The organism is Ferrigenium sp. UT5 (genome assembly GCF_045866295.1).
In the GTDB taxonomy this organism is placed as follows: domain Bacteria; phylum Pseudomonadota; class Gammaproteobacteria; order Burkholderiales; family Gallionellaceae; genus Sideroxyarcus.
On the sequence record NZ_BAAFRY010000017.1, the window covers coordinates 35556 to 61199 of the forward strand.

At 57.6% G+C, this 25644-nt stretch carries 22 protein-coding genes, 1 tRNA gene and 1 pseudogene; 13 read left to right on the top strand and 11 right to left on the bottom strand.

What is annotated here, in order from left to right; genetic code table 11:
• Positions 1–371: 371 nt before the first annotated feature.
• The 5 genes from ACKTSJ_RS07865 to ACKTSJ_RS07885 are packed head-to-tail and all read right to left on the bottom strand — an operon-like array spanning position 372 to position 10800.
• Positions 372–3110, bottom strand: coding sequence for a DEAD/DEAH box helicase (locus ACKTSJ_RS07865; protein ID WP_407899052.1), 2739 nt, complete (start codon positions 3108–3110; stop codon positions 372–374).
• A complete protein-coding gene (locus tag ACKTSJ_RS07870) occupies positions 3107–4888 on the bottom strand; it encodes a site-specific DNA-methyltransferase (RefSeq protein ID WP_407899054.1) in 1782 nt (593 codons plus the stop codon). Before ACKTSJ_RS07870 ends, ACKTSJ_RS07865 begins: the two co-directional genes overlap by 4 nt.
• On the bottom strand, positions 4885–6498 hold the full coding sequence (locus ACKTSJ_RS07875; RefSeq protein ID WP_407899056.1) for an ATP-dependent nuclease: 1614 nt from the start codon (positions 6496–6498) through the stop codon (positions 4885–4887). The genes ACKTSJ_RS07870 and ACKTSJ_RS07875 overlap by 4 nt, the downstream gene beginning before the upstream one ends.
• Positions 6499–6508: 10 nt before the next feature.
• Positions 6509–7792 carry a DUF2130 domain-containing protein gene (locus ACKTSJ_RS07880; protein WP_407899057.1) on the bottom strand — a complete coding sequence of 428 codons (1284 nt, stop codon included), beginning with the start codon at positions 7790–7792 and terminating at the stop codon, positions 6509–6511.
• Complete coding sequence (locus ACKTSJ_RS07885; RefSeq protein WP_407899059.1) at positions 7789–10800, bottom strand: SNF2-related protein; 3012 nt, start codon at positions 10798–10800, stop codon at positions 7789–7791. Before ACKTSJ_RS07885 ends, ACKTSJ_RS07880 begins: the two co-directional genes overlap by 4 nt.
• A 151-nt stretch (positions 10801–10951) precedes the next feature.
• Here ACKTSJ_RS07885 and ACKTSJ_RS07890 point away from each other — a divergent pair, with 151 nt between their 5' ends.
• From ACKTSJ_RS07890 to def, 9 genes and pseudogenes are all read left to right on the top strand, one after another.
• Positions 10952–11554 (top strand): type IV toxin-antitoxin system AbiEi family antitoxin domain-containing protein, encoded by a 603-nt coding sequence (locus tag ACKTSJ_RS07890; protein WP_407899061.1) that lies wholly within the window; start codon positions 10952–10954, stop codon positions 11552–11554.
• Positions 11551–12486: a nucleotidyl transferase AbiEii/AbiGii toxin family protein gene (locus tag ACKTSJ_RS07895; RefSeq protein ID WP_407899063.1), complete on the top strand. Its 936-nt coding sequence runs from the start codon at positions 11551–11553 to the stop codon at positions 12484–12486. Before ACKTSJ_RS07890 ends, ACKTSJ_RS07895 begins: the two co-directional genes overlap by 4 nt.
• A gap of 30 nt (positions 12487–12516) precedes the next feature.
• A pseudogene (locus ACKTSJ_RS07900) lies at positions 12517–12672 on the top strand (tyrosine-type recombinase/integrase); the annotation flags it as partial.
• A gap of 35 nt (positions 12673–12707) precedes the next feature.
• Positions 12708–13757, top strand: coding sequence for a beta-N-acetylhexosaminidase (gene nagZ / locus ACKTSJ_RS07905; RefSeq protein ID WP_407899065.1), 1050 nt, complete (start codon positions 12708–12710; stop codon positions 13755–13757).
• Between the two features lie 75 nt (positions 13758–13832).
• Positions 13833–14864: a cell division protein ZipA C-terminal FtsZ-binding domain-containing protein gene (locus ACKTSJ_RS07910; RefSeq protein WP_407899066.1), complete on the top strand. Its 1032-nt coding sequence runs from the start codon at positions 13833–13835 to the stop codon at positions 14862–14864.
• On the top strand, positions 14864–16912 hold the full coding sequence (gene ligA, locus ACKTSJ_RS07915) for an NAD-dependent DNA ligase LigA (protein WP_407899067.1): 2049 nt from the start codon (positions 14864–14866) through the stop codon (positions 16910–16912). Before ACKTSJ_RS07910 ends, ligA begins: the two co-directional genes overlap by 1 nt.
• A gap of 28 nt (positions 16913–16940) precedes the next feature.
• Entirely contained in the window at positions 16941–17489 is a 549-nt protein-coding gene (locus ACKTSJ_RS07920; RefSeq protein ID WP_407899068.1) for a hypoxanthine-guanine phosphoribosyltransferase, read from the top strand.
• A 1-nt stretch (position 17490) separates the two neighbouring features.
• Entirely contained in the window at positions 17491–18240 is a 750-nt protein-coding gene (locus ACKTSJ_RS07925; RefSeq protein ID WP_407899070.1) for an S-methyl-5'-thioinosine phosphorylase, read from the top strand.
• The gene (gene def / locus ACKTSJ_RS07930) at positions 18227–18760 is read left to right on the top strand and encodes a peptide deformylase (protein ID WP_407899072.1); all 534 of its coding nucleotides are present in this window, start codon (positions 18227–18229) and stop codon (positions 18758–18760) included. Before ACKTSJ_RS07925 ends, def begins: the two co-directional genes overlap by 14 nt.
• Before the next feature lie 203 nt (positions 18761–18963).
• Here def and ACKTSJ_RS07935 read toward each other — a convergent pair.
• Positions 18964–19040: transfer RNA gene (locus tag ACKTSJ_RS07935), tRNA-Val, on the bottom strand.
• Positions 19041–19349: 309 nt separating this feature from the next.
• On the opposite strand from ACKTSJ_RS07935, the gene ACKTSJ_RS07940 reads away from it, so the two are divergent.
• From ACKTSJ_RS07940 to ACKTSJ_RS07950, 3 genes are read left to right on the top strand one after another with little or no spacing between them, the layout of a single operon-like run.
• Positions 19350–20474: a Re/Si-specific NAD(P)(+) transhydrogenase subunit alpha gene (locus tag ACKTSJ_RS07940; protein ID WP_407899074.1), complete on the top strand. Its 1125-nt coding sequence runs from the start codon at positions 19350–19352 to the stop codon at positions 20472–20474.
• Between the two features lie 11 nt (positions 20475–20485).
• Positions 20486–20779 carry an NAD(P) transhydrogenase subunit alpha gene (locus ACKTSJ_RS07945; RefSeq protein ID WP_407899076.1) on the top strand — a complete coding sequence of 98 codons (294 nt, stop codon included), beginning with the start codon at positions 20486–20488 and terminating at the stop codon, positions 20777–20779.
• 9 nt (positions 20780–20788) lie between these two features.
• The gene (locus ACKTSJ_RS07950; protein ID WP_407899078.1) at positions 20789–22183 is read left to right on the top strand and encodes an NAD(P)(+) transhydrogenase (Re/Si-specific) subunit beta; all 1395 of its coding nucleotides are present in this window, start codon (positions 20789–20791) and stop codon (positions 22181–22183) included.
• Between the two features lie 174 nt (positions 22184–22357).
• Here the strand turns inward: ACKTSJ_RS07950 and ACKTSJ_RS07955 are convergent, their stop codons facing one another.
• Both ACKTSJ_RS07955 and ACKTSJ_RS07960 read right to left on the bottom strand, forming a co-directional pair.
• Positions 22358–22528 carry a hypothetical protein gene (locus ACKTSJ_RS07955; RefSeq protein WP_407899079.1) on the bottom strand — a complete coding sequence of 57 codons (171 nt, stop codon included), beginning with the start codon at positions 22526–22528 and terminating at the stop codon, positions 22358–22360.
• A gap of 89 nt (positions 22529–22617) precedes the next feature.
• Positions 22618–23034 (bottom strand): HIT family protein, encoded by a 417-nt coding sequence (locus ACKTSJ_RS07960; RefSeq protein ID WP_407899081.1) that lies wholly within the window; start codon positions 23032–23034, stop codon positions 22618–22620.
• 61 nt (positions 23035–23095) lie between these two features.
• Between ACKTSJ_RS07960 and ACKTSJ_RS07965 the strand changes: the two genes are divergently transcribed.
• Entirely contained in the window at positions 23096–23512 is a 417-nt protein-coding gene (locus ACKTSJ_RS07965) for a DUF4279 domain-containing protein (RefSeq protein ID WP_407899083.1), read from the top strand.
• Positions 23513–23520: 8 nt separating this feature from the next.
• Here the strand turns inward: ACKTSJ_RS07965 and ACKTSJ_RS07970 are convergent, their stop codons facing one another.
• Genes ACKTSJ_RS07970 through ACKTSJ_RS07980 form a run of 3 tightly spaced genes read right to left on the bottom strand, consistent with a single transcriptional unit; the run spans position 23521 to position 25410 of the window.
• Positions 23521–24531 carry a hypothetical protein gene (locus ACKTSJ_RS07970; RefSeq protein ID WP_407899085.1) on the bottom strand — a complete coding sequence of 337 codons (1011 nt, stop codon included), beginning with the start codon at positions 24529–24531 and terminating at the stop codon, positions 23521–23523.
• Entirely contained in the window at positions 24528–25037 is a 510-nt protein-coding gene (locus tag ACKTSJ_RS07975; RefSeq protein ID WP_407899087.1) for a peptidylprolyl isomerase, read from the bottom strand. Before ACKTSJ_RS07975 ends, ACKTSJ_RS07970 begins: the two co-directional genes overlap by 4 nt.
• A gap of 22 nt (positions 25038–25059) precedes the next feature.
• Positions 25060–25410 (bottom strand): hypothetical protein, encoded by a 351-nt coding sequence (locus ACKTSJ_RS07980; protein ID WP_407899089.1) that lies wholly within the window; start codon positions 25408–25410, stop codon positions 25060–25062.
• Positions 25411–25644: the final 234 nt, after the last annotated feature.

A 25644-nucleotide genomic window follows, 5' to 3' on the forward strand; every position in this document is an offset into this window, starting at 1 on the left:
TGCTGCATGCGTTTTGGAGCCGTGTCGCGGCAGCGCAAACGTCGAAAGCAAGAGAGGAACGGAAAGCCCGAAGGCGAAAAAGTGGTGCGGCCTGCGCGGAAGGCGAAGCCGAGCACAGCCACGGTTTTTAGCCGTAGCCAGAATGGTTGGCTTGAAGTGACGACCGCTTTAGGGAGTTTGTTTCAACACGGCTTCTGCATGCAGCAATCCGACGCGAAGAGATGGCGCACGAACGGCTATCAACCAGCCAAGCCGAATGGGAATATGATTTTCAGGCAATTATTTGCGAGTCGATGACGCGCAATTCAGAACAAGATGAAAAATGCGCGGTCTATGCCGCGCATTTTTGTCCTACGAGATACGCCGCTAGCTTATTTCAGTGCAAAGCGATCAATCAAAGCAGCAAGGGTTACGTTACTCGCCACGACATCGTGGGGGATCAGTAGATATTTCCAAGGCTTGCCGCCGTGCTGAGTGGAATAGATGCTGGCATTCTTGCACCATATCACCGCCGCATCGGCCTTGGCTTTTACGTCTGTGACTTCCATATCCTTTGCGGCCTTGGTTTCGATCAGCAGGTTATGTTCAGCCGTTGCCGCGACGAAGTCTGGAATGTACTCGGGCTGATTCACTCCCGCGCGATAGTAAATGTTGAACTGCCCCGCAACAGGCCGGAACCAGCGCCGGGCATCGCGCTCCAGGATCGCCGCCAAAACGCGCTCGGTATCGGAATGGAACTTCTGCACCGGGTAGGCGCATTTGGCAAAGCCACCATACACATACTGCGCAATCTTGCTCTTCTCGGCGGGTGCCTGATGCAACGGCAGCACATCGCCTTCTGCCGTGAATGCGCAGGGTTTGAGAGGCGTGAAGCCTTGGCTTACCACGACATCAGATTCTGAAATGTCCTCGAAGTAATGCTGTGACATTTGCTGATAGATATTTTCGGAAATCGTCTTGCCATGGTTACCGAGAATATTGTGCAGCTCATCTTCGGTTTTCAGATAGCTCATAAAGTGCGCAACGGCCTGCCCAGACAGTTCGTAGATCAAGTCCGCGTGCTCATCGTAGTCAATGTCATCGTAGTTGATCAACTCGCGAACAATGTAATTCTCCAGCCGCTCTTCAAGCACCGATGACGATTGACCATACAGTACCTGCTTGCCGGTTTTCAGCCCCTGTCCAATCAACGCCATATCCTGCGGCTGAAAGTTCATCTTCGACACATCCAGCTTGAACGCCTTGTAACCGCACTTCACCGGCCCTTTGGGCACAACGGATATGCGCGGAATGTCGATGGCGTGCTCTACGAATACCGCCACGGTCTTCTTGACGATCTCATCCACCGGCTGCGGTTCGGTCGCCAGCAGGTCGCCTTGCTTGGGTATCATGCGCTCTTGCACGCGCCGGGCGATCTGCTGCTGTATGTCCTCTTGCGACAAGGAAGCGCTGCTGGGAACTACCGATTGACCATCCCGCTTTTCCCGGCTGATCTCGGCGATCACATCCATTGCCACTTGCGCTATTTGACGCTCCTCGCTGGTGTGCAAGACAAGGCTTGGAGCCGCTGTGCCGTATTGCGTCGAATCGTGCTGCGCCGCCCCCGCTGCCAATTGCGGCGTGCCTGCCGTCATCGTTCCCGTCACCACGTTCGCCGTCGGCTGCACAGAGATGCTCTTCAGCCCGGTGCCGGTATCTCCATCCGGCGCTAGCTTCAGCACCCGCATGCGGATGGGCGAATCACCCTTGCCCGCCTCGTCGATCACTTCCTGAAACTTGTCGTGCGCAATGATGTTCAGGCGATCCACCTCGTCCACGCCGGTCTTGCGGCCATATGGCAAACGCAGCCCGCGCCCGATGGATTGCTCGATTAACGTCCTGGCATTCGCGGCGCGCAGCGGCACGATGGTGTAAAGGTTGGTTACGTCCCAGCCCTCTTTCAGCATGTTGACGTGAATCACGATCTCGGTCGGCTCGTCATAGCTTTCCACCGCCAGCAAGCGCCGGATCATCTCCTCTTCCTCTGCGCCGGATCGGCTGCTATCCACCTGGATGACCTTGCCCTGATAGCGGCCATGGAAAAAGTCGCCAGACTGGACCAACGCCATCAACGCAGCGGCATGGGTCGTATCGCGGGCGATCACCAGCATGAAGGGCTTCACCAGTGGTTCGCCGCTCTGCTGTGCATAGGTCAGCAAATGAACCTTGGTTTCCTCATGCACGCGCACGCCATCCATGAGCTTGATGCGCTCCAGAGCCTCTGCGCTGTGCGCGGAAGGGTCGAAGTTCTGCTGCGTAACCACCGCAGGTTCTTTAACAAAGCCATCCTCGATTGCCAGACCCAGCGGATAGTCCATCACCACGTTCTTGAACGGTACGGGCCCTTTGTTGCCTTCGGTAAAGGGCGTGGCGGTCAGCTCAAGGCCCAACAACGGCTTCAAATCGTTCAGCGCTTTGATACCCGCGCTGGCGCGGTAGCGGTGCGACTCATCCATGATCAACACCAGGTCGGGCAGACCAGCCAGATACTCGAAATAGCTCTGCCCCAAATATTCGGACAGCCGCTTGATGCGCGGCGACTTGCCTCCCCGCACTTCCGAATTGATCTTCGAGATATTGAAAATATTGATCTCGATGCCGCCGAGCAGGCTCTTGCTGCCGCGCTGCTCGTAGTTGTCGCCGGTGATCACCTCCGGCACGGTCGTCGCAAACTCCGCAATGCCCTTGAACACGTACTTCGGCGTGTTGGGCGTGAAATCGCGGATCAGCTTGTCGTAGATGGTCAGGTTGGGTGCCAGTACGAAAAAGTGCCTGTAGCCATAGGCGGCATGCAGGTAACTGATGAATGCTCCCATCAGCCGCGTCTTGCCCACACCGGTAGCCAGTGCAAAACACATCGAAGGAAACTCGCGCTCAAAATCCGAAAGCGTTGGGAATTGCGCGGCCAGCGCGGCGATCATCGCCGCCAATTCTTCCGGCGAGCGCGCCTTGGAATCGCGCAATGCAGGCACAGACTCCAGCGCGCTATGCAAATGCGCCAAGCTCTCGGCCTGCGGGGCGCGCAAGCTCAGACGACCTGAAACGGAACGAACGATGGCTTCAGTGCTCATTGCTCATCCCCCGCGAATAGTCCAGCTTGGGCAGGATTGGCATTTTTATCGCTCTTTGATTTTTCTACTCCCTCTTCCACTGGGAGAGGGCTGGAATGAGGGACAGCCTGCGGCAAGTTCTCGACCTTCAGGCTGTAATCGTCATGCCCCCACTCGCACTTCTGCAAAACCATCTTGGGAATTTTCTTCAAAGTCAGATTGGGAAAGCGCTCCGCCGCGCCACGGAATGCACCGCAACACACCAGCAGGCTCCTGCCTTCTCCCACCTCGTCGCTCAATGCCTGCAACTGGTCCGCATTCAGTGTTTGCGTCGTCACGTAGATGAAATCGCTTTCCGTACTATTGCCGTGCATCCAGTAATGTTCATCGCTGGGTGCATAGGTGAAGCCCTCCAGCTTGCACAAGGCTTGCGCCAGCATCTCCGCGTTATATTCTTTATTGATGACCCACTGCCCATAGGAATCCTGCTGCAACAGGCTAGGCGCGAGCGAGTAATAGCGGAAACCGCCGCCCCCTTGCCAGTTCACAGCTTCGGAAATGCCACCCGTATCCTCGCCGTCAATCACCTTTTGCAGGCGCGGGATGATGTGCGTGTGGCAATGCTCGCCCAGCTCCACCATGATCCAGCGGCGGCCCATCTTGTGGGCGACTGCACCGGTGGTGCCGGAACCAGCGAAGGAATCGAGGACGAGGTCGCCGGGGGAAGAAAAGTGTTTCAGCACGATTTCCAAGAGCGCCTCTGGCTTTTTCCCTGAACGAAAGTCCGCACCGCCTTCGTGCCGACAGTTGCCGAAACTCCCCGCAAGATCATAGAAATTTTCAATCGGTGATGTTTGAGCTTCTGCATCGGGCTCCAGTTTTGCCAGCGGAACGCCTTGGTAGTATTTTCCTTTTGTTGCCGTCGCACGCGCTGGCCCAGTCAAATATCTATATCCCAAACCGTCATCGCCGATCCCATTAACTTTGTACAAGACACCAAGCCCGTCTTCTGAAGCACGACCAGTGAGATAGTCTCGGAAGAATCGTCCTGAAGAATTTCCATCCAGAATGGAACCGGTAGCCCAAATTTCCTTTAGCCCGGTCGCCGAACCTTCTTTGCGCTCAACCTTCCACTCACCTGACTGAAAAACTTGGACGGTCTTACCTCCTAAGGTAATTGTTTTACCTACCCCTTTTTCCGTGATGTAGTAACAAAATTTATCGAACGACAAGTCCTTGGAATTTTGGTTCGGTTGCGCTCCATAGTCTTTACGGTAAACATGAATTTGCTCTATCTGCTTGTGGAACGCCATATCTTGTTTCAGCGTTTTCTCCGCATATCTGACTTGAACATACATCGTCACAAGATAATTTGACCGACCAAAAACCTCATCCATCAAAACCTTTAAGTAGTGCCCCTCCGAGTCATCGATGTGGCAACAAATGAATCCAGTAGGTGAAAGCAATCGCCTAATAACCTCTAGTCGATCACGCATGAGGCCTAGCCACGTTGAGTGTTCTAGTGCATCATCGTAATGCTCGAACGCGCTGCCGGTGTTGTACGGCGGATCGATGAAGACGCACTTCACCTTCCCAACAAACTCAGCCTCCAGCGCCTTCAGCGCCAGCAGGTTGTCGCCGAAGATCAGTCGATTGTCGAAGAGGTCATTCTCCGTCACCCGGTGCTTCGCGTGATAACTCTTCGCCGGGTCTTCCAGCAAAATGCGCGGCTCCAGCTTGGGCCGATTTTCCTTACCGATCCAGGTAAGTTCGAGTTTTTGTTTTCGAAGGCTGCTCATTGGTGGGCTTTCTCCCAAGCGGCACTGAGCGCATTGAATATAGTTGGCATACCTGTTTCAAAATCCGCCTTTGTTATATTTTCGCCCACTTGGGCGGCAAGGTCTGTTTTTTGCCGAAATTTCATCTGTGCGACTTCCTCTGCGGTCTTTCTCCATGTGGCTGGATAACATTCTTCTAACGAATTCTCACCCAATTGGAAAAGCTGATTATTCGCCGAGAGCTGCGGGTAGGCGGCAACAAATTTTTCATACTCGGCCGCTTGTTGAGCATTGGGCTTATCGCAAAGAATAATCAAATGATTGCGATATATCGCTGTTTGATTGAGGGGAGTAAACGCTGTGTTGATTGCATCCATTGATTTTCTTTGCCGCTCAATATCCCCTTCGGCAAATATGATTTGCAAATTTGGCTTGTCTTGGTAGAACCTTTTGATCAGGCGAATTAATAACTCGTATTCGCTTCTACCTTCGACAATCATAAAATTGTTTGGGAAAAGCAAATCCGCAGGACTACCACCAAGCAGCTCATAAACAACATGCGGTTTATCAACATCCGTAATGGGAGTGATATGTGTCGCCGAGCTTAGCTTTTGTACCTTGAGCAATTGTTGGCTAGCATGATTATCGGCAACTAGCACTGACGAATGCGTATTAATAAAAACCTGGTCACCGTTTCCCGCCAACAACAAGAGCGCCTCTTTTAGTTGACGTTGGGCTGTTGGGTGTAAATGCAGCTCGGCTTCATCAATAAGGAATAGGAATCGTTTCCCAAGCTCGTCTTTTTCCCTCCGATAATCCGAATAGGTTTTAATAATGGCGAGCATCAAGGCTCTCTGCATGCCATCACCCTTTTCCTCTGCCTTGGTTTCAATCCCGTCATTTATTGACGTTTCAAAATTCTTGAGCAGGTCATCGAATGCAGGCTCCGCCACGCTAAAAGTGACTTGAGAACATTCTGGAAACTGTTGCTCCAAATGCTCCTTGACACTATTTGCCAAAGAATTTAATTCTGCACGTACTTCAGAGCCCTCGCCGCCAAACATTTCCTCAAATTTTTCTCGGAACTGCCTGTACGTCGGGCTTGTCTCCATAATCGCAGTCAGAACACCAGACAGCATTTCGCCAATCGGCGTTTTTTTACCATACTTCGATACCTCTGCAAGTCGTGTTGATGTGGAAACATATTGAAGTCGCGGCAGACAGTCGTTGAATGCCTTATCAAAACCTGCAAAATTCTTAGGCGACCATTCGTTTTTTTCCTCATCCCAAAGCGAGCGCTTGGCACCATCTGATTTGCGGCGTACCACACGAATGGTATCGCGCCCGTCAGCAAACTTCCTGAACGACTCCTTTGTCTTTTCGTTTTTAACCGTCTCGATTCCAGCTTGTATGTTTGTATATTCCAGTTCAACAGAAACATCGCGTTGGCTATCGTGCATGAATGCAATCTGCCCTAGATCACCACTACCGTTGTAGAACCATTCAATCGCTTCAAAGAAGTTCGTCTTCCCATGATTATTCTGGCCAACAAGAACATTGAATGCGCTCGGGCTTAATTCTGCATGTTCAATTGAGCGGAAATTATCGATGGTAATTTTAGATATTTGCATCTCACGCTCCCTATTGACCAACCGCCTTATTTTCAATGGCGGGAAAACTTAATCCCTCTATCTCCTGCAATGACTTACCAGCAATCCCCTGCAAGTCGCCATACATCCCAACCGTCGCATTCATCACCCGTTCGATCTGCTCCTCGCGCTTGGCCCATTGTTTCATGATTGCTTTGCGCTCTTTGTCGAGGTCTTCCTGCATGGAGGAAAAGGCTTCAACAATCGCTTCCACGCGATGCTTGAAGCGCGGGCCAGTGAGGTATTGGTAAACCATCTCAGTTTTGGTTTGCTGTCCTTCGGAGGATTGTCGTGACATCGCAAGCTCTAGCAATGTCTGGCGCAAGATTGCCGCCACTGGCAATGCCGCGCGGGGATGCGTTACCCATACGCCCTCGATCAACTCGAATGTTTCCACACCTTTGGGTAGCACCTGGCTGACGATCACCGCCACTTCGGCCTTTGCCGTACGCTGATCATCGCGTAGTTTTGCCAGCCAACTGTCGCTCCAGTTTTTGGTGCGCTTGAACTCCCACAAGATGGTGCCACTGGCTTGCCCATTGGGTGCGCGCACGCGATGCAACACATCACCGCCGAATTCACCCTTAGGCACCGGCTCGATGGAATCGAATGGAAATTTTGTGCGTAGCAGGTTTTCAATCTCCAACTCCTGCACTTCTCCCTGCAATTGTTGCGAACCCTGCTCGGCCCGGCGCTTGAGGTCTTCGATCTGTTTCTGCATTGCCGCAATGGTCTGCTCCTTCTCCATCACCTTGAGCTTTTGTTCATCCTCGGCTTCTTTTTTGGCTTGGGTACGGACTTCGGTCAAGCCGACCTGAACGCGTTTTTCTACGGTGAGCTCCAATTCACGCTTGGCATCATCGAGTTCACGCTGTTTTTTGATGAGATCGGCTTGAGCTTTTTGCGCTTCAGCCAGTTTTTGATTGTTTGCATTGAGTACTTCTTGCAAGTCAGCCAATTCACGCGCCTTATTTTCCAGTTCGGCGGCACTGGCCAGTTTGGCCTTCTTGGATTCCTCAGCAATCACGCGGGTGCGTTCTGCCTTCAACTGTGCCGCGACTTGGTCGGCAACTTGATCGTCGAGTTTTCGTTTGTCTTCTTGGAGCTGTTTTTCCTTATCGCGCATAGCCTGTTCGCGTTGAGCAATCTCGTCATCCTTCTGCGCCATCTGTTGCTCATACTGCTTGCGTGTAGCCGCAATCAGCGGGGCAGCAAGCGATTCATTGAGCTTGATCTCGGTGGTACAGTTCGGGCAGATAATTGTTGGTTCTGTCATGCGACCTCCCATTCACAGGCAAACAATGGCAGCACTGCCACTTGTTGCGACAGTTGCAGCTCCAGCTCATCAATCAGATTGTCACGCCGGGTTTGAATCTCATCTTGGCGCTGGAAAAGTTCCCGGCGTTTGCGGTCCCGATGCCCTTCGAGGTCGCGCTGTTCCTTTTGCATTGCCAGCTTCTCGGCCAAGGTTGCTGCGCCTTTGCTCTTTGAGCGCGCTTCCTTGATCTGACGGTCTAGCTCCTTAATTTCGCGCTCAAGTCCTACTTTCAGATCATCCGCCCATGAGTCCAGCTTTTCAGTCTCTTGGGCGAAGAAACTCAGGTTGCGAGTTTCGAGGTCACTAAGGATGCGTGCCTTTTGCCGCGCAATTTCTTCTTCGAGGAACGACGGAACCCAGACGTTTGCCGCAGCGAAGTCGAGCATGTTCTGTTCGGTAATGGGCTGAACATCTGGCAAGGCAGCTTGCGAAGGAAGACTATGCAACCTTGGCAATGCGATGGCGTGTGCCGGGATATTCAGCAGTTTTTCAGCGATGCCTTGGTCGTAGATGTTGTCTGAACGATCAACGGCAGCCATCAACAGATGCTCTTCCGTTGCGCCGAGTGCTTGAACCTTGAGCTTCTGCACTAGCAGGGTTCCTGATTTCCCGCGCAACTGCTCAACGACGCTAACCTTGGCCCCGTAAGCGTCGTAGTAAAAAACGAGTTTGCTGGGCTGCAAGGGTTGACGTTGAGCCTGCTCGATAAGGGATTGAGCCAGCGGATGGGCTAGGCGATAGATGTGTGCTTCTTCGCTGCGGCGGGGTAATTCATAACGCCCCAGCGGGATTGCAATACCCTCTTTCCCCGCCCCTCTCCCGCTTGCGGGCGACTGGAGAAAATCGGGCAAGGAATTCAATTTGAAGCCGGTGCTATCTTCATCAAACTCTGCGTGGCCGGTCAAAGAGGCTTGAGTAAAACGCATCAACAGGCGTTCCAGCCTGCTCAATGAGTCGCGGGCACTTTGATCGCGCAGGCGCAATCGTTCTTGCACATCCTCGTCAAAGTTTTCCAGCAGCGACTTGCGGGCGTTGAGCATCGCGTCGTTGATCTCACCAGCCAGGTCGAGCTGGAGTTGTTGGAAAGCGGTATGAATTGCATCCGGGTGGCGGCAGGTTTGATAGATTTCTGCGATGCGTCGCTCGAAATCGACGCCAGATTCCACCGCTCCCAGCACTTCGTCGCTGGCCCCGAAGACGCCATCGAACAACTGGAATTTCTGCGCGAGCAGTTCGTAAACCCGTTTGTCAGCCTCGTTCTCCCGGTTCAGGAAGTTGACGACGACAACATCGTGCTTCTGCCCATAGCGATGGCAGCGACCGATGCGCTGTTCGATGCGCTGCGGGTTCCACGGTAAGTCGTAGTTGATGACCATGGAACAGAACTGCAGGTTGATGCCCTCTGCACCTGCTTCGGTGGCGATCATGAGGGAACCCTGTTCGCGGAAGTAATCGACCAGCGCGGCGCGGGTATCAGCCGTGCGTGAACCCGTTACGCGGTCGGTGCCTGCATGGCGTTTGATCCATTCTGTGTAGATGCGGCGCGATCTTTCGTCGCTGTTGGTGCCGTTGAAAAGAACCACGCCGGGCGTGCCCTCGCCAAACTCTGGCGTGCCTGCCAGCAGGTTGAGCAGGTAGTCCTGAGTGCGTCTCGATTCGGTAAAGATTATGGCTTTCTTGGCGGCCCCCAACTCTTCCAGCTTCTTGAAAGCGACTTTCAGGGCTTGCAGCAAGGCCATGCCCTTGGCGTTTTCGGTGATGGATACCGCCAAAGAACGGAAAGATTCAAGCTCGGCGATTTCCGCCTTGATGGCGGTAATCTCATTCGCGGTTTTGGCCTTGCCATTGCTCTGCGCGGAAACATCCATTTCATCGGCCAACTCATCCAGCGCCTCGAAGTCCTGATCCAACTCTTCGGCCAGATCGACGCTGGCTGCTTTTTCATCCAGTGCCTGCTTGAGGCGCTTAATGAGCGTTTCCAAGGCACCAGCAATGGCGAACGTTGATGAGGCAAGAAGTTTGCGCAGTACGAGTGTGATGAGTTGCCGTTGGCTGTTAGGCAATGCGAATAGCGAATCGCGTTGCAGGTATTCCGAAACGAGGTTGTATAGCTTGGTTTCATCGGCACCCGGCATGAACTCTTCCAGCATCGGGATGCGCCGGGTGTATTTCACATAGGCTTCCACCTGGCGGCGCAGGGTGCGCTTGCAGATCGGCTGGATGCGGTTCTTGAGGGCATCGAAGCTGGCGGCATCCTTGAGCTGGCCGAACTGGGTTTTGAAGCTATCCAGGTCGCCAAACACGCGATCGTCCACGATACTGACCAGCCCATATAGCTCCAGGAGGGAGTTTTGCAGAGGTGTGGCGGTGAGCAACACCTTGGGGGCGTTTGCCAAGGCTTCCCGCAGGATGTTGGCGGTCTTGTTGTCCGGCTTGTAAACGTTGCGTAGGCGGTGCGCTTCGTCGATCACCACCAAATCCCAAGGAATGCTCTGCACTTCCTTGGCCTTGCCTGCGGCAAACTGGTAAGAACAGATAACCACGCTCTTGGACTCGAAAGGATTGTGTGCCCCATCCTTGATGGCCTGCTTGTAGGACTTGGCTTCGAGAATGCCAGCGGTGATGCCGAACTTGTCGGCCAGTTCTTGATGCCACTGCTTGCGCAGGTTGGCCGGTGCGATAACCAGAATGCGCCGCTTGCGCTCAGCCCAGCGCTGGGCGATCAGCAGGCCAGCTTCGATGGTTTTGCCCAGCCCCACCTCGTCGGCCAGGATGACGCCCTTGGACAGCGGATTGCTTGAGGCAAATAGTGCAGCGTCGATCTGATGCGGGTTCAGATCAACTTGCGCATCCATCAGGGCGCTAGCCATGCTCTCCATCGAGTCCGAAGCCGCGCGCAGGGTTAACTGATGCGCGAAATAGGCGAGTTGATGGGGGCTGTAGCTCATGGGCTTGCGCATTGTCATTGGTTATCTTTAAGCTTGCGAGAATCGTTGAGTTGCAACTATGTGTCAACTATCAAGAATATATAGGCAGCGTCCCTCCGCTTCACCTCCCATATTGACATGATACTGAATGTCGGTAAATATAAGCAACTACCGACGATATGTATCAGACATGGAAACCTCCAAAGTCATGCAGGTTCTGAGACTCGCCAAGCAGGCAGGCGTTATTCGCGCCCGAGACCTTGAGCCGCACAGCATACCCCGCACCTATCTTGCCCGCCTGTGCAATGCGGGCAGGCTCCAGCGTCTTGGGCGCGGCCTTTATATGCTGGCCGATAGCGCCATCACTACCAATCATAGTCTGGGTGAGGCTGCTAAACGTGTGCCCCATGGTGTGATCTGCCTGCTCTCGGCACTGCGGTTTCATAGTGTCACCACACAAGCTCCATTCGAAGTCTGGATAGCGATTGAAAACAAAGCGCGCGCGCCAGCCGCCAAGGAAACGCCGATGCGCGTCGTCCGATTCTCTGGGCAGGCGCTAGAGTCCGGCATAGAAACGCACGTGATAGACGGTGTGCCAACCCGAATCTATTCACTCGCAAAAACCATCGCCGATTGTTTCAAGTACCGGAACAAGATCGGCCTGGACGTAGCTGTGGAAGCGCTGAGGGAGAGTTGGCGTGCCCGTAAATGCACAATGGACGAACTTTGGCGTTACGCGGCAATCTGCCGGGTATCCAATGTAATGCGTCCCTATCTGGAAACACTGACATGAGCGTAGGTCAACCGAGTAACCTCCCCGCCTCTGTGCGCCAACGGCTGCTCAATATCGCCAAACGCGATGGCGAGGCATTCGATCTGGTTCTGACGCGTTATGCCTTGGAACGCCTCTTGTATCGCTTGGGGCAATCCCAATACCACAGCCAGTTCCTGCTCAAGGGAGCCATGCTGTTTGCTGTGTGGGGCGGAGAGGCGCACCGTCCTACCCGAGATGTTGACCTGTTGGGATTCGGATCCAGCGAGCTTCCGCAGGTGGTGCAGATTTTTCAGGACATCTGCCAAGTGTCGGTGGAGCCGGATGGACTGGCGTTTCTTCCAGACACCATGCGCGCGATAGAAATCCGCGAGGATCAGGAGTACCAAGGTGTGCGCGTGTCATTTGAAGCGCGCTTGGGAAATGCCGTTATCCCAATCCAGATAGACATCGGCTACGGCGATGCGGTGACACCCGCACCGGAAGATATTACTTACCCGACCGTACTGGATTTTGCAGCCCCCAAGCTGCGCGCTTATCCAATCTATTCCGTGGTTGCGGAGAAATTCCAAGCCATGGTGTGGCTTGGCATAGCCAATAGCCGCATGAAGGACTTCTACGATCTCTGGGTCATCATGCGGAAGTTTCCGTTTGAGGGGCAAGTTCTGCGCACTGCAATCGAGGCGACCTTTACGCGACGCCAGACTGCCTTGCCGAGCGAAGCACCCTTAGCACTGACCCAAGTGTTTGCCAACGATGTGGCAAAGCAAACCCAGTGGAAAGCGTTTCTGCGCAAGAACGCATTGCCGGTGGATAACCTGACGTTCCCTGACATCATCACCGCATTGCATGATTTCCTGATGCCGCCGACGCTGGCATCTGCCAAGGGATTGACCTTCGATGCCCAATGGCCCGCTGGCGGACCGTGGCAAAGCAAGACGGAACAAGCCTAGCCTCCTCCTGTTTCCTTTCCAAAGAAAGGGGTACGCCATTCCTTTGCTACGCACCTGCTGCAAAACGGCTACCATATCCGCACCGTGCGGGAACTGCTCGGTCATTCCGATGTTTCCACCACGATGATTTACACGCATGTCCTGAACAAGGGTGGCAAGGGTGTGGTGAGTCCGCCGGATCGGTAGTTGCAACAATTTCAATCTGATTATCAGGAGTGCCTATGGGGATCGGTCCGGTGATGCTGGATGTGGCGGGAACGACGTTGACGCCGGAGGACGAGGCGCGGCTTACGCATCCGCTGGCGGGCGGGGTGATCCTGTTCGCGCGCAACTATGAATCCCCGGCGCAACTCGCCGAGCTGACCGCGCGCATCCATGCGCTGCGCACGCCGCCGTTGCTGATCGCGGTGGACCACGAAGGCGGCCGGGTGCAGCGTTTCCGCGAGGGGTTCACCCGCATCCCGCCGATGCGCGAACTGGGCAAGCTGTGGGATGACCAGCCGAAACGCGCCAAGGCCTTGGCGCAGGAAGTCGGTTTCGTGCTCGGCGCGGAATTGCGCGCCTGCGGCGTGGATTTCAGTTTCACGCCGGTGCTGGACGTGGATTACGGCGCGAGCAGCGTGATTGGCGACCGCGCGTTTCACGCCGAACCGCAGGCCATCGCCGAACTGGCGCACGGCCTGTTGCTGGGACTGAAGCAGGCCGGGATGCCGGCCGTGGGCAAACATTTTCCGGGACACGGCTTCGTGTGCGCCGACTCCCACCTCGATATTCCGGTCGATGAGCGCAGCTACACCGACATCGAACTGTGCGACCTCGTTCCGTTCCGCCAGATGATCGGATTTGGCCTGACTGCGGTGATGCCGGCGCATGTCATCTATCCCAAAGTCGATCCGCGTCCGGCGGGTTTTTCCAAAGTCTGGCTGCAGGACATCCTGCGCGGCGAGTTGGGATTCGACGGCTGCATCTTCAGCGACGACCTTTCCATGGAAGGGGCGACCGTGGTGGGCGGCATCGTCGAGCGCGCCGAGGCGGCCCTGCAGGCCGGTTGTGACATGGTGCTGGTGTGCAACCGGCCGGATTCGGCAGACGCGTTGTTGGCCGGCCTGAAGTGGGAGATGAATGCCGCCAGCCGCGCCCGCCTGGCGCAGATGCGCGGCCATGCCCATCCCCGCCCCCGCGCGGAGCTGCATGAGGATGCGGAGTTCCTCAAGGCCCTGCACGACATCGCCAAAGTGGGCATGAGCGCAGGCGAGTTGCCGCTGGGGTAACGCGTTGTCGGACTGGCTATTTGCCGGGGTGCTTGCGATAATCCGCGCTGCCATTTCCCGCTTCACCATCGAACCATGAGTGAATTCCAATCAAGCCTGCTGATTATTGCCCTCGTCGTTGTCGCCGCAGTCTGGGCCTACGGCTGGTGGCAACAATGGCGCTACCGGCGCACCCTGAATCGCATCGAACCCCCACCGGTCGCGGCCGGGGCTGCGGCGCAGGAACACGGTGCGGCGCCGGCGCCGGAACGCGAGCATTTCATCGGCGCCGGCGCGCCCGCGCCCTGTACCCTGCTGGACGAGCAGACCGATTACATCGTCAGCATGACCCCGAAATTCCCGCTGAATGCGCAGGCGCTGGCACGCGTCTGGGAGCGCCGTTTCGATTTCGGCAAAACCCTGCGCGCCTGCGGTTGCAATGCGGCAAACGGCACCTGGGAGCGCATCATCCCGGAGAGCGCTCCCGCCTATTCGGAATTGCGGATCGGACTGCAACTGGTCGATCGCGACGGGGCGATCAGCGCGACACGGCTGGCCGAATTCCGCGAACTGATGGGCGAGATCGGGCGCAAGGAAGATGCCGACATGGTGCTGCCGCTGGCGGATGACGCCATGGAGCGCGCGCGCGAACTGGATGCCTTCTGCGCCGAAGTCGATCAGATGATCGGGCTCAACCTGGTGTGCGGTGCCGACCGCCCCCTGTTTGCCAGCGATGTGGCGGGCGTGGTGCAGCCGATGGGCATGAGCCTGCAGGCCGACGGGACGTTCCACCTGTTCGCCCCCGATGGCGCCACGCTGTTCACCCTGGGCGTTTCCGACGGCACCCCGTTCCAGCATCACACCCTTGACCAGATGCGCGTGACCAGCCTGACCCTGGTGCTGGACATTCCGCGCGTGAGCGATGCGGCCAGGCGTTTCGACGAGATGACCCTGTTCGCGATGGAGCTGGCCACCGCCTTGCGCGCCACCCTGGTGGACGATCAGCAGGTGCTGCTCGGCAAGGGTGCGCTGGAGCAAATCCGCATTCGAGTCGCCTCGGTCGAACAGCGCATGGTGCAAGGCGGCATCGCACCCGGCAGCGCCCAGGCGATGCGCCTGTTCGCCTGATGGCAAATCAGGAAGCAATGCGCCGCGCTGCCCGGTTGCGCCGGGAGATCGCGGAATACGACGACTGGTATTACGTAAAGGATGCGCCGCGCATTCCCGACGCGGAATACGACAAGCTGTTCCGCGAACTGCAAGACCTTGAAGCAAATTACCCTGAACTGCGGACGCCGGATTCGCCCACGCAACGCGTAGCTGGCCGTGTGCTGGACGGCTTTGCGCCGGTGCGCCATGCCGTGCCCATGCTCTCCATCCGCACCGAGACCGACACCGCAGCCAGCGGCGCCTTCAGCTTCGATGCGCGGGTGAAGAACACGCTGGAAACGGTGGACGAGATCGAATACAACTGCGAACTCAAGTTCGACGGGCTTGCCATCAACCTGCGCTACGAGCGCGGCGTGCTGGTGCAGGCGGCCACGCGCGGCGACGGCGAGACCGGCGAGGACGTGACGCAGAACATCCGCACCATCCGCTGCATCCCGCTGCATCTGAAAGACTGCAAGGCGGAGATTCTCGAAGTTCGCGGCGAGGTGTACATGAGCCGCCGCGATTTTAACCGCTACAACGAAAAGCAGCGCGCGCAAGGCTTGCCCACGCTGGTCAATCCGCGCAACGGTGCGGCGGGTACGATCCGACAGCTCGATCCCAAGCTGTCGGCGCAGCGTCCGCTCTCGTTCTTCGCCTATGGTCTGGGTGAAGTGCGGGGCTGGGAGCCGCCCGCCACCCACAGCGCCATCCTCGATGCCTTGCAATCCTTCGGACTGCCGGTGTGCGACGAGCGCGCGGTGGTGCGGGGTGCGCAGGCGCTGGCCGATTTCCATCAGCGCGTCGCAGCCAAACGCGATGCGCTGCCGTTCGACATCGACGGCGTGGTGTACAAGGTCAACAGCCGCGCCCTGCAAAAACAGCTCGGCTTCGTCTCGCGCGAGCCGCGCTGGGCCGTGGCGCACAAATATCCGGCGGAAGAACAATTGACCGTGCTGCGCGACATCGAAATCCAGGTCGGGCGCACCGGAAAACTGACCCCGGTCGCCAAGCTGGTGCCGGTGTTCGTCGGCGGCACCACGGTCAGCAACGCCACCCTGCACAACGAGGACGAGATCCGGCGCAAGGACGTGCACATCGGCGACACCGTGATCGTGCGCCGCGCCGGCGACGTGATTCCGGAAGTGGTCGGCGTGGTGCTGGCGCGCCGCCCCGCAGATGCGCGCCCCTTCGTGATGCCGACGGCCTGCCCGGTGTGCGGCAGCCATGTGGTGCGCGAAGAAGGCGAGGCCGACGCGCGCTGCACCGGCGGATTGTATTGCCCCGCGCAACGCAAGCAGGCGCTCTTGCACTTTGCTTCGCGCCGCGCGATGGACATCGAAGGCCTGGGCGACAAGCTGGTGGACCAGCTGGTGGACGAGGGCATCATCCACTCGCTGCCCGACCTGTACCGCCTCGATGTGGCGACGCTGGCCGCGCTGGAGCGCATGGCGGAGAAGAGCGCGCAGAATCTGGTCGGCGCGCTGGAAAAAAGCAAACACACCACGCTCAACCGTTTCCTGTTCGCCTTGGGCATACGCCATGTGGGCGAGACCACGGCCAAGGACCTGGCGCGCCATTTCGGCAAGCTGGAGGCCATCATGGATGCAGGCATCGAGCAGTTGTTGCAGGTGCCCGACGTCGGTCCGGTGGTGGCGCAGAGCATCGTCGATTTCTTTGCCGAGGCGCACAACAAGGAAGTCGTGAACGAGTTGCGCAAGCTGGGGGCGCGCTGGGAAGAACATGAGGGCACGGCCGACCAGGTCTTGCCGCTCACCGGCAAGACCTTCGTGCTCACCGGCACGCTGCCGACGATGAGCCGCGACGAGGCGAAAGCGAAACTGGAAGCGCTCGGCGCCAAGGTGGCGGGTTCGGTGTCGAAGAAGACCTCGTGCGTGGTGGCGGGTGCCGAGGCGGGCAGCAAGCTCGACCGCGCGCGCGAACTGAACGTGCCGGTGTGGGACGAGGCGGCGCTGCTGGGATTGTTGCATGACAGTGAGAGCAACAGGAAAAACGCGTCGGGTTAAAACCCGACCCACAGGGAGGTGGCGGGAGATGTTGAACACGCAGCAGGCACGAGAAATCCTGGCGAATGCCGATCTTTTGTGCGCCGCGGACACGGTGCAAACCGCGCTGCACCGCGTCGCCGCCGAGATCAACGCGTCGCTCGCCGATCAGCATCCGCTGGTGCTGTCGGTGATGGGGGGCGCGGTGGTGTTCAGCGGACAGTTGCTGCCTTTGCTCGACTTTCCGCTCGACTTCGACTATCTGCATGTCTCGCGCTACGGCAATGCCCAGCGCGGCGGGGAATTGCACTGGAAAGTCGCGCCGCGCGAGAATGTGCAGGGCAAGACCGTGCTGGTGCTGGACGACATCCTCGACGAGGGCGAGACCCTGCATGCGATAAAACAGCGCGTGCTGGAACTCGGCGCGACCGCGTTTTACAGCGCGGTGTTCGCGGACAAGGACACCGGCAAGGTAAAACCCATCCGCGCAGACTTCGTCGGTCTGACATTGCCGAACCGTTTCGTGTTCGGTTACGGCATGGACATACACGGCGCGTGGCGCAATCTGCCCGCGATCTACGCAGTCAAGGAGAACTGAAATGCTTGCAATCATCGGCGGCACCGGACTCACCCAACTGGCCAATCTCGAAATCACCCACCGCCAGGTGATGCGCACGCCATATGGCGAGCCCTCCGGGCCGATGACCTTTGGCACCATCAAACAGCACGAGGTCATGTTTCTGGCGCGCCACGGTTACGGCCACACCATCCCGCCGCATAGCGTCAACTACCGTGCCAATCTGTGGGCGCTGCGCGACCAGGGGGCGCAGCGCGTGATCGCGGTTTCCGCCGTGGGCGGCATCCGCGCCGACCTGGTGCCGGGCACGCTGGTGGTGCCGGACCAGATCATCGATTACACGCATGACCGCGCCTTCACTTTTTTCGACGGCAACGAACAGGCGGTCACGCATATCGATTTCACCCTGCCGTACAGTGAGCGCGTGCGCCAGGAACTACTGGCGGCAGCGCGGCACGCCGGCGAAGCCTGTGCGGATGGCGGGGTGTATGCCGCCACCCAGGGACCGCGCCTGGATACGGCGGCGGAAGTCAATCGCTACCGGCGCGACGGGGCCGACATGCTTGGCATGACCGGCATGCCGGAAGCCGCGCTGGCCCGCGAACTGGGACTGGAATATGCCGCAATCGCCGTCGTGGTCAACCCGGCGGCGGGTATCGGCAGCAGCACCCGCGCGATCGAGCTGGACCAGATCGGGCCGGTGGCGCAGACCGCCATGGCGCGCGTGCGCCACATTCTGGAATGCGTGGTGGAATGCGATGGCGCTGCGTGAAGTATTGCGCATGGGCGATCCGCGCCTGTGGCAGCGGTCGGAGCCAGTCACCCATTTCGGCAGCCGCGCCCTGCAAGAATTGCTGGCCGACATGCGCGACACCATGCGCGAACACAAGGGGGTTGGTCTCGCCGCGCCGCAGATCGGCGTGTTGCTGCGCGTGGTGATCTTCGGCGCGGAGCACAATCCGCGCTATCCCGAGGCGGAGGCAGTGCCCGATACCGTGCTCATCAACCCTGTCCTCACACCGCTGTCGGACGAAATGGAAGAAGGCTGGGAAGGCTGTCTTTCCGTGCCCGGCCTGCGCGGGCGGGTGCCGCGCCATGCGCACCTGCGCTATCAGGGGCGAGATCCGTACGGCGCACTGATCGACCGCACCGTGAGCGGTTTCCATGCGCGCGTGGTACAGCACGAATGCGACCATCTGGACGGCATCCTGTATCCGATGCGCATCCGCGACATGCGCGATTTCGGTTTTACCGACGTGCTGTTTCCGGAGCAGGACCTGGCGGACGATTGATCCGGTGCGGGTATCGGCGTGCAACCTTTTCCGCGCGGAAAAATTCTTGATGCCGTCGACTACACGCATCAATGGCTAATTGGAAGTATGTCTACCACCGGATGCCAATGGAACGAACTAGACGTCGCCGGACAACAAAAAACCCGCAGAGCTATCAACTGTGCGGGTTTATGGAATTTCTTGGATTGCTTCGTACTACCAATTGGTAGGCGCGATTGGACTCGAACCAACGACCCCCACCATGTCAAGGTGGTGCTCTAACCAGCTGAGCTACGCGCCTGTAAAAGGCCGCGCATTGTAACCGAACAGCGCGGAAGCGCAAATAGAAAATGATCACATTTGTTAGCCCCAAGTAGTAATGTCCGCTGGTGATTAGACTCACCCCTGTCAAAAGCGGATTGTCCAAAATCAAGGCATTACCTCTACGGTGCAATAGTTGAGCGCTGCTCGCACAATCATTATCAACTTGATGGATAATCCGGGCACAGGCTCCGTTGGAGCTTGGCTGTTGGCTCAGATATAATCCAGACCAAGATTCAGGCATCCGCTTCAGCCGGGTGATTTGCCAAGTGTTTAGAGGAGAATTTACATGCGTATAGGCATTCCTGCGGAGACTTTCGCAGGTGAAACCCGCGTTGCGGCGACACCGGAAACGGTGAAAAAGATGGTCGCGGCGGGGCATCAGGTGGCGGTGCAGCAAGGTGCGGGCGCGGGTGCCAGCATTCCGGATGCGGAGTTCGAGGCGGCGGGGGCAAAATTGGTTGCCGCCGCCAATTTGTATGCGCAAGCCGAAATTGTTCTCAAGGTGAAGGCACCGGACGCAGATGAACTCCCGAAACTTAACAAGGGCGCAGTGCTGATCGGTCTGCTGAATCCGCACAATGCGGAGCAGGTCGCCGCTTATGCACAACAGGGCATCGCCGCCTTCGCCATGGAAAGATTGCCGCGCACCTCGCGCGCGCAGGCGATGGATGTACTGTCCTCGCAAGCCAACATCGCCGGCTACAAGGCGGTGATCGTGGCGGCCAATCTGTACAAGCGCTTCTTCCCCATGCTGATGACGGCCGCCGGTACAGTGAAGGCCGCGCGTGTGGTGGTGCTGGGTGTGGGGGTCGCGGGTTTGCAGGCCATTGCCACGGCCAAGCGTCTGGGGGCGGTGATCGAAGCGTCCGATGTGCGCCCGGCGGTGAAGGAACAAGTCGAATCGTTGGGGGCAAAGTTTATCGATGTGCCTTACGAGACCGATGAAGAAAAAGAAGCGGCGGCAGGGGTGGGCGGTTACGCCAAGCCGATGCCGAAGAGCTGGATGGACCGGCAGAAGATCGAGGTCGCCAAGCGCGTGGCGCAGGCCGACGTGGTGATCACCACCGCGCTGATTCCGGGCCGCCCCGCGCCGGTGCTGGTCACCGAAGAGATGGTCAAGTCCATGAAGCCCGGTTCTGTAATCGTCGATCTGGCAGCGGAGGCGGGCGGCAATTGTCCGCTGACCGAGCTGAACCGGACCGTGGTCAAGCACGGCATCACCCTCGTCGGCGAATCCAATCTGCCCGGCACGGTGGCGGCGGATGCGTCGGCGCTGTATGCGCGCAATCTGCTCAATTTCCTCAATCTGTTGTGCGATCCCAAGAACGGCGGGGCGCTGAACATCAACCGTGAAGACGACATCATCGCCGGTTCGCTGATCGCGATCGACGGCGCGGTCGTCACCCAATAAGGAGCTGCATCATGAGCGGAGTCGATCCTGTCATTCTGAATCTCACCGTGTTCGTGCTGGCGATTTTTGTCGGCTATCACGTGGTGTGGAACGTTACCCCGGCGCTGCACACGCCGCTGATGGCGGTGACCAACGCGGTGTCCGGCATCATCATCGTCGGCGCCATGCTGGCGGCGGGCCCGCAAGCGCTGGATGTCGGCACGGTGCTGGGCCTCGTGGCAGTAACGCTGGCCGCGATCAACGTGTTCGGCGGATTTCTGGTGACCAAGCGCATGCTGGACATGTTCAAGAAGAAGAGCAAATAAGGAATCAAAATGTCAGCCAATTCTGTTGCACTCGCTTATCTCGCCGCCGCCGTCCTGTTCATCCTGACGCTGAAGGGCTTGAGTTCCCCCGCCACTTCGCGGCGTGGCAATCAATTCGGCATGATCGGCATGGCCATCGCCGTGCTGACCACGCTGACCCTGACCCATAATTGGGCGTATATCCTGATCGCCATCGCGGTCGGCGGCAGCATCGGCGCGGTCGTCGCCCAGCGCATCCAGATGACGGCGATGCCGGAGCTGGTGGCGGCGATGCACTCGCTGGTCGGTTTGGCCGCGGTGCTGGTGGCGATGTCGGCCTTCAACAATCCGGTCGCCTACGGCATTGCGCTGCCGGGCGAGATGCTGCATTCCAGTAATCGCATCGAGTTGTTCATCGGCACCTTTGTCGGCGCGATCACCTTCACCGGCTCCATCATCGCCTTCCTGAAATTGTCCGGCCGCATGTCGGGCAAGCCGATCCGCTTTGCGGGCCAGCATTGGGTCAATCTGGGGCTGGGCATCGTGATGGTCGGCTTCGGCGTCGCATTCTTTCTCGCACCGTCCTGGACGCCGTTCCTGATCATGACCGCGATTGCCTTGCTGCTGGGCGTACTGCTGATCGTGCCGATCGGCGGCGCGGATATGCCGGTGGTCATCTCGATGCTGAACTCCTATTCCGGCTGGGCGGCCGCCGGCATCGGCTTCACCCTCAACAACAATATGCTGATTATCGCGGGCAGCCTGGTCGGCAGTTCCGGCGCGATCCTGTCCTACATCATGTGCAAGGCGATGAACCGCGCCTTCCTCAACGTGATTCTCGGCGGTTTTGGGGGCGGCGACAGCGCGGCCGCCGCAAGCGGCAGCGACGGGGTACAGAAAACTTATCGCAGCGGCAGCGCCGACGATGCCGCGTTCCTGATGGGCAATGCCGACTCCGTCATCATCGTGCCGGGCTATGGTCTTGCCGTGGCGCGGGCGCAGCACGCGATCAAGGAGATGTCCAACGCGCTCACGGCCAAGGGCGTGAAGGTGCGTTACGCCATCCACCCGGTGGCGGGGCGCATGCCGGGACACATGAACGTGCTGCTGGCCGAGGCGGAAGTGCCCTATGACCAGGTGGTGGAAATGGACGAGATCAACAACGAGTTCGCCGACACCGACGTAGTGCTGGTGATCGGCGCCAACGACGTGGTGAATCCGGCGGCGAAGAATGACAAATCCAGCCCGATTTACGGCATGCCTATCCTCGAAGTGCACAAGGCGCGCACGGTGCTGGTGGTCAAGCGCTCGATGGCAACCGGATATGCCGGACTCGACAACGACCTGTTTTATCTCGACAAGACCATGATGGTGTTCGGCGATGCGAAGAAGGTGGTCGAAGACGTGATCAAAGCATTGGCGTAAGACGAACGCAAGCAATAAAAAAGCCGCGCAAGCGGCTTTTTTATTGCTTGCACTACAACTGGCTGAAGGCGAATGACAGCTTGCCAGCAAGCCAGAACTGCAAGAAAACCAACAATATCAAGAACCGCGCAACCTTCCATGCTTGCGCGGTAGAGTCATTGTTTGCTGATTACTTCAGGGCTTCTTTGGGGTGGTGTACGGCACTTCTTTCTGAATGGCTTCCCAAGTGGTTTCATAGCCCACGAAGAACTGGCCCGGCACGATCTCCTTCTGGCGGGTGGTTACGCGGAATGCGTGGCCATCCGGAATCTTGGGGCGGCAAAACGGCTTCTTTTCTTCACTCATGGTCCTATCTCCTCTGGTTGTAACAAACGGATGCTTGAAAGCGGGAGGCATATCGTCGCTGGCCCCTCCCAAATGGCCGTGAAACTGCGCTATTTGCGCGTGTAATGCGCCTTGTGGGGGATCACATGCCGCACCCCTCCCTGCGGTTTTTCAACATCCCCTTTGTAGCGGGGGATGAGGTGAATATGGACGTGGAAGATGCTTTGCCCGGCCGCTTGTCCCACATTGACGCCGATGTTGTAACCGTCCGGATGGAACGCTGCATCCAGCAGTTCCTTTTCTTGCTGGATGAGGCCCATGCAAGCCGCGACTTCTTCCGGCGTCAGTTCGAAAAAGCTGGCGACATGCCGGCGCGGAATGACCAGCGTATGCCCCGGACTGGTCGGGTAGGTGTCGCGCGCGCTGTAGGCAAGTTCATGCTGCAACGAGACGCCGCGCGGGTCCTTGCAGAACAGACAGGGATTGTTGGGATCGCGTTTTTTTTCCTGTGTGGCTTCAGTCGACAACAGCGCACCTCTTTCTGTAGGTTATACTCGCACGAAGGAAATCATCGACGAGGGAAACATCGTGGCAGCGAACAAAGGACGGGCTTACTTTGCATTGCTTGGTTACCATTTCAACCCCGACGACATCACGCGTCTGCTCGGCATCGAACCCACCACGGTCAATGCGGCGGGCGCATACAGCGGGCTGGACAAACCCGTCATCAGTTCCTGGGAGTTATCCTCGGAAACACTGACCGGAGAGATCGACGTGTTCGCCTTGACGGATGGTCTCGTCAAGCAACTGGAACCGCTCAAGGCAAAAATCGTGGAAGTCTGCAAGAGCCACAATCTATCTCCGCGCCTGGGCGTGGCGCTAACCTTGGCCATCGACAAAGGCGAAACCAGTCCGGAAGTCGGTTTCGGCGCGCGCACCATCCGCTTCCTGGCGGATACGGGCGCGTTCATCGAGGTCGAAAACAAACTTTCCGGGCGGGTCTGATCCATTCTTTACCCCGCGACCTGACTGCTTGACGCGGTCCGCGCCAGCTTCATCTGTTCCTGACAATGCCTCAAGCACAGCGGCTGCAGCGCGTGCGCGAAGCATTCGATGATTACCTCGAACTCGTCCGCGACCGCTTCGGCCAGTGCAGTGTCGTTGCTCATTTGCGCCAGCATGTTCTGCGCGGTTGCCTTGTTCACGCGACAGAGGACGGACACATGGATGGGCAGTTGCTGCTCCATGCTGACCGTCAATGCCAATTCGTAGGAATTGATCGCTTCTTTCAGGCGAGCAGGATTCTCTTCCGCCTCGCCGAGATGATGCAACGTGACGCCCCGGTTGTTATGGGTGGCGGTCAATTCCAGTGCGTGGTCGTCTGCGTTGAGCACGGCCAGCGCATTCTTGTAGGCGACCACGGACTTTTGCAGTTGGCGGTTGCCTTTGAGCTGGATGCCGTAGGTGTAGAAGGTTGCGCCGAGTTGATGCATGGTCTGCATCCACTCTTCGGGATGCGCTTCCCGCGTCCAGACCAGCAAGGCGTTGGTATAGGCATCCACCGCGAGCTTCAGCGGGCTGGTTGTCTCAAGCAAGCGGCCCAGTGCCTGATTGGCCGTGCCCAGGTTATATTGCGCGGTCGCCCATGCCTGCGGCGAATCTTCCTGACTGTATGCTTCCAGTGCCGAGTTGAAACACCGGACGGCCTGCTCGAACAAGGCCGCATCGCGGCGCTGCTGGCCCAGTGCAGCAAGGATGTTGCCGAGATTGTTCTGTGTCTCCGCGCTTGGGGACGCGGCCAGCGATGCTTCCAGCGCTTCGCGCAGGCGCTCGAAGACGCGGGCGCTGTAGCGCTGCTGCTCATAATTGCCGCGCGTATAGCGGAAGTTGTCCGCAACCGCGACCTGCGTATCCGGCATGGCCGCTGCGGCATCCTGTTCATTCAGCACACAGAGTCCATCCGCAATGGCGCGTTCCAGTGCCTTGTTCGCTGGGTAGAGGAGGTACAGGGTAGAGCGCTTCATTGTGCCCGTTCCAGTATCTCGTTCAGCTCGGGATCGGCACCGACCGCGCCGCCCAGTTCGATCTCTTCCTCGGTCGCATCGCGGATGGAGAGCACTTCCAGCATGAACGTGACATCACGCCCGCACAGCGGGTTGTTGCCGTCGATGGTCAGGGTCTTGTCATCGAAGCGGGTGACGATAAAGTCGCGGGGCTCACCCTTATCGTTTTCCATCGTGATGGTCATGCCGAGCTCGCGGTATTCCTCCGGCACATTCTCGATGCGGTCGGTGAATACCAGCGATTCGTCGCGCTCGCCGTAAAGCTTGGTTGTGTCGATCGGCACATCGATGATGTCGCCGACCTTCTTGCCATACAGCTCGCGCGTCACTTCTTCCGACATCACGTCGTTCACGCCGTGCACATAGCCGATCGGATAGTCCACGGTGACCAGCACATCGCCGGTCTTGTTGTCGATGACCTTGTAATTCAGTTCGACGAATTTTTCGTCTGCAATCGTATCCGACATGTTTGATATTTATGGCCGTGTTTTAAAAAATGGTGGCGCCAAAGATTCGCACCTTGTCTTTTTCATAGCCCAGCACAAGCCTCCCCAGCCATTCACCGGGTTTCTTCGTACTGCGCTGTTTGTAAAGCACGGTGACGTATTCGCCGCGCCGGATGATGCCGAGATACTCATAGTCCGGTGACAGGGCCTTCGCCAGTTCGCTGCGCGCGAACTGCTTGCCCATCTCGACTTCATTGGCGCCCGCAATGAACGAGCTCGAAAATTGGCGCGTGAACGCGCCGTAGTTGCCTTCGTTCGAGTATTTGACCAGATCCGCCCACATGGGATTTGCGATTGCCAGTATCTCTTCATCCGGCATTTCTATGATATTCATCAAGCCAACTCCATTCCTGTGCAAGAGATAAAAAGAGGACCAACATGGAACATGCCGGTCCTCTTTAATGTACTACCAAGTCAGCGCAAATACACTTGCGTAAGCCTGATTTTACAAAACCGGTCAGTAGTGTCCGGTTAAAAGTCGAACAAATTTAGCTGGTTAGAAAAGTCCGTCTGTTCTAAGAGTTGTCCACCGCCCGCGAAAGCCTGATCTAGTGGGGTTTTCTCAAAG

Excerpts from the sequence above, each read along its gene's own strand:
- ACKTSJ_RS07865 (WP_407899052.1), bottom strand. The coding sequence starts at position 3,110 with ATGAGCACTGAAGCCATCGTTCGTTCCGTTTCAGGTCGTCTGAGCTTG.
- ACKTSJ_RS07870 (WP_407899054.1), bottom strand. The coding sequence starts at position 4,888 with ATGAGCAGCCTTCGAAAACAAAAACTCGAACTTACCTGGATCGGTAAG.
- ACKTSJ_RS07875 (WP_407899056.1), bottom strand. The coding sequence starts at position 6,498 with ATGCAAATATCTAAAATTACCATCGATAATTTCCGCTCAATTGAACAT.
- ACKTSJ_RS07880 (WP_407899057.1), bottom strand. The coding sequence starts at position 7,792 with ATGACAGAACCAACAATTATCTGCCCGAACTGTACCACCGAGATCAAG.
- ACKTSJ_RS07885 (WP_407899059.1), bottom strand. The coding sequence starts at position 10,800 with ATGACAATGCGCAAGCCCATGAGCTACAGCCCCCATCAACTCGCCTAT.
- ACKTSJ_RS07890 (WP_407899061.1), top strand. The coding sequence starts at position 10,952 with ATGGAAACCTCCAAAGTCATGCAGGTTCTGAGACTCGCCAAGCAGGCA.
- ACKTSJ_RS07895 (WP_407899063.1), top strand. The coding sequence starts at position 11,551 with ATGAGCGTAGGTCAACCGAGTAACCTCCCCGCCTCTGTGCGCCAACGG.
- nagZ (WP_407899065.1), top strand. The coding sequence starts at position 12,708 with ATGGGGATCGGTCCGGTGATGCTGGATGTGGCGGGAACGACGTTGACG.
- ACKTSJ_RS07910 (WP_407899066.1), top strand. The coding sequence starts at position 13,833 with ATGAGTGAATTCCAATCAAGCCTGCTGATTATTGCCCTCGTCGTTGTC.
- ligA (WP_407899067.1), top strand. The coding sequence starts at position 14,864 with ATGGCAAATCAGGAAGCAATGCGCCGCGCTGCCCGGTTGCGCCGGGAG.
- ACKTSJ_RS07920 (WP_407899068.1), top strand. The coding sequence starts at position 16,941 with ATGTTGAACACGCAGCAGGCACGAGAAATCCTGGCGAATGCCGATCTT.
- ACKTSJ_RS07925 (WP_407899070.1), top strand. The coding sequence starts at position 17,491 with ATGCTTGCAATCATCGGCGGCACCGGACTCACCCAACTGGCCAATCTC.
- def (WP_407899072.1), top strand. The coding sequence starts at position 18,227 with ATGGCGCTGCGTGAAGTATTGCGCATGGGCGATCCGCGCCTGTGGCAG.
- ACKTSJ_RS07940 (WP_407899074.1), top strand. The coding sequence starts at position 19,350 with ATGCGTATAGGCATTCCTGCGGAGACTTTCGCAGGTGAAACCCGCGTT.
- ACKTSJ_RS07945 (WP_407899076.1), top strand. The coding sequence starts at position 20,486 with ATGAGCGGAGTCGATCCTGTCATTCTGAATCTCACCGTGTTCGTGCTG.
- ACKTSJ_RS07950 (WP_407899078.1), top strand. The coding sequence starts at position 20,789 with ATGTCAGCCAATTCTGTTGCACTCGCTTATCTCGCCGCCGCCGTCCTG.
- ACKTSJ_RS07955 (WP_407899079.1), bottom strand. The coding sequence starts at position 22,528 with ATGAGTGAAGAAAAGAAGCCGTTTTGCCGCCCCAAGATTCCGGATGGC.
- ACKTSJ_RS07970 (WP_407899085.1), bottom strand. The coding sequence starts at position 24,531 with ATGAAGCGCTCTACCCTGTACCTCCTCTACCCAGCGAACAAGGCACTG.
- ACKTSJ_RS07975 (WP_407899087.1), bottom strand. The coding sequence starts at position 25,037 with ATGTCGGATACGATTGCAGACGAAAAATTCGTCGAACTGAATTACAAG.
- ACKTSJ_RS07980 (WP_407899089.1), bottom strand. The coding sequence starts at position 25,410 with ATGAATATCATAGAAATGCCGGATGAAGAGATACTGGCAATCGCAAAT.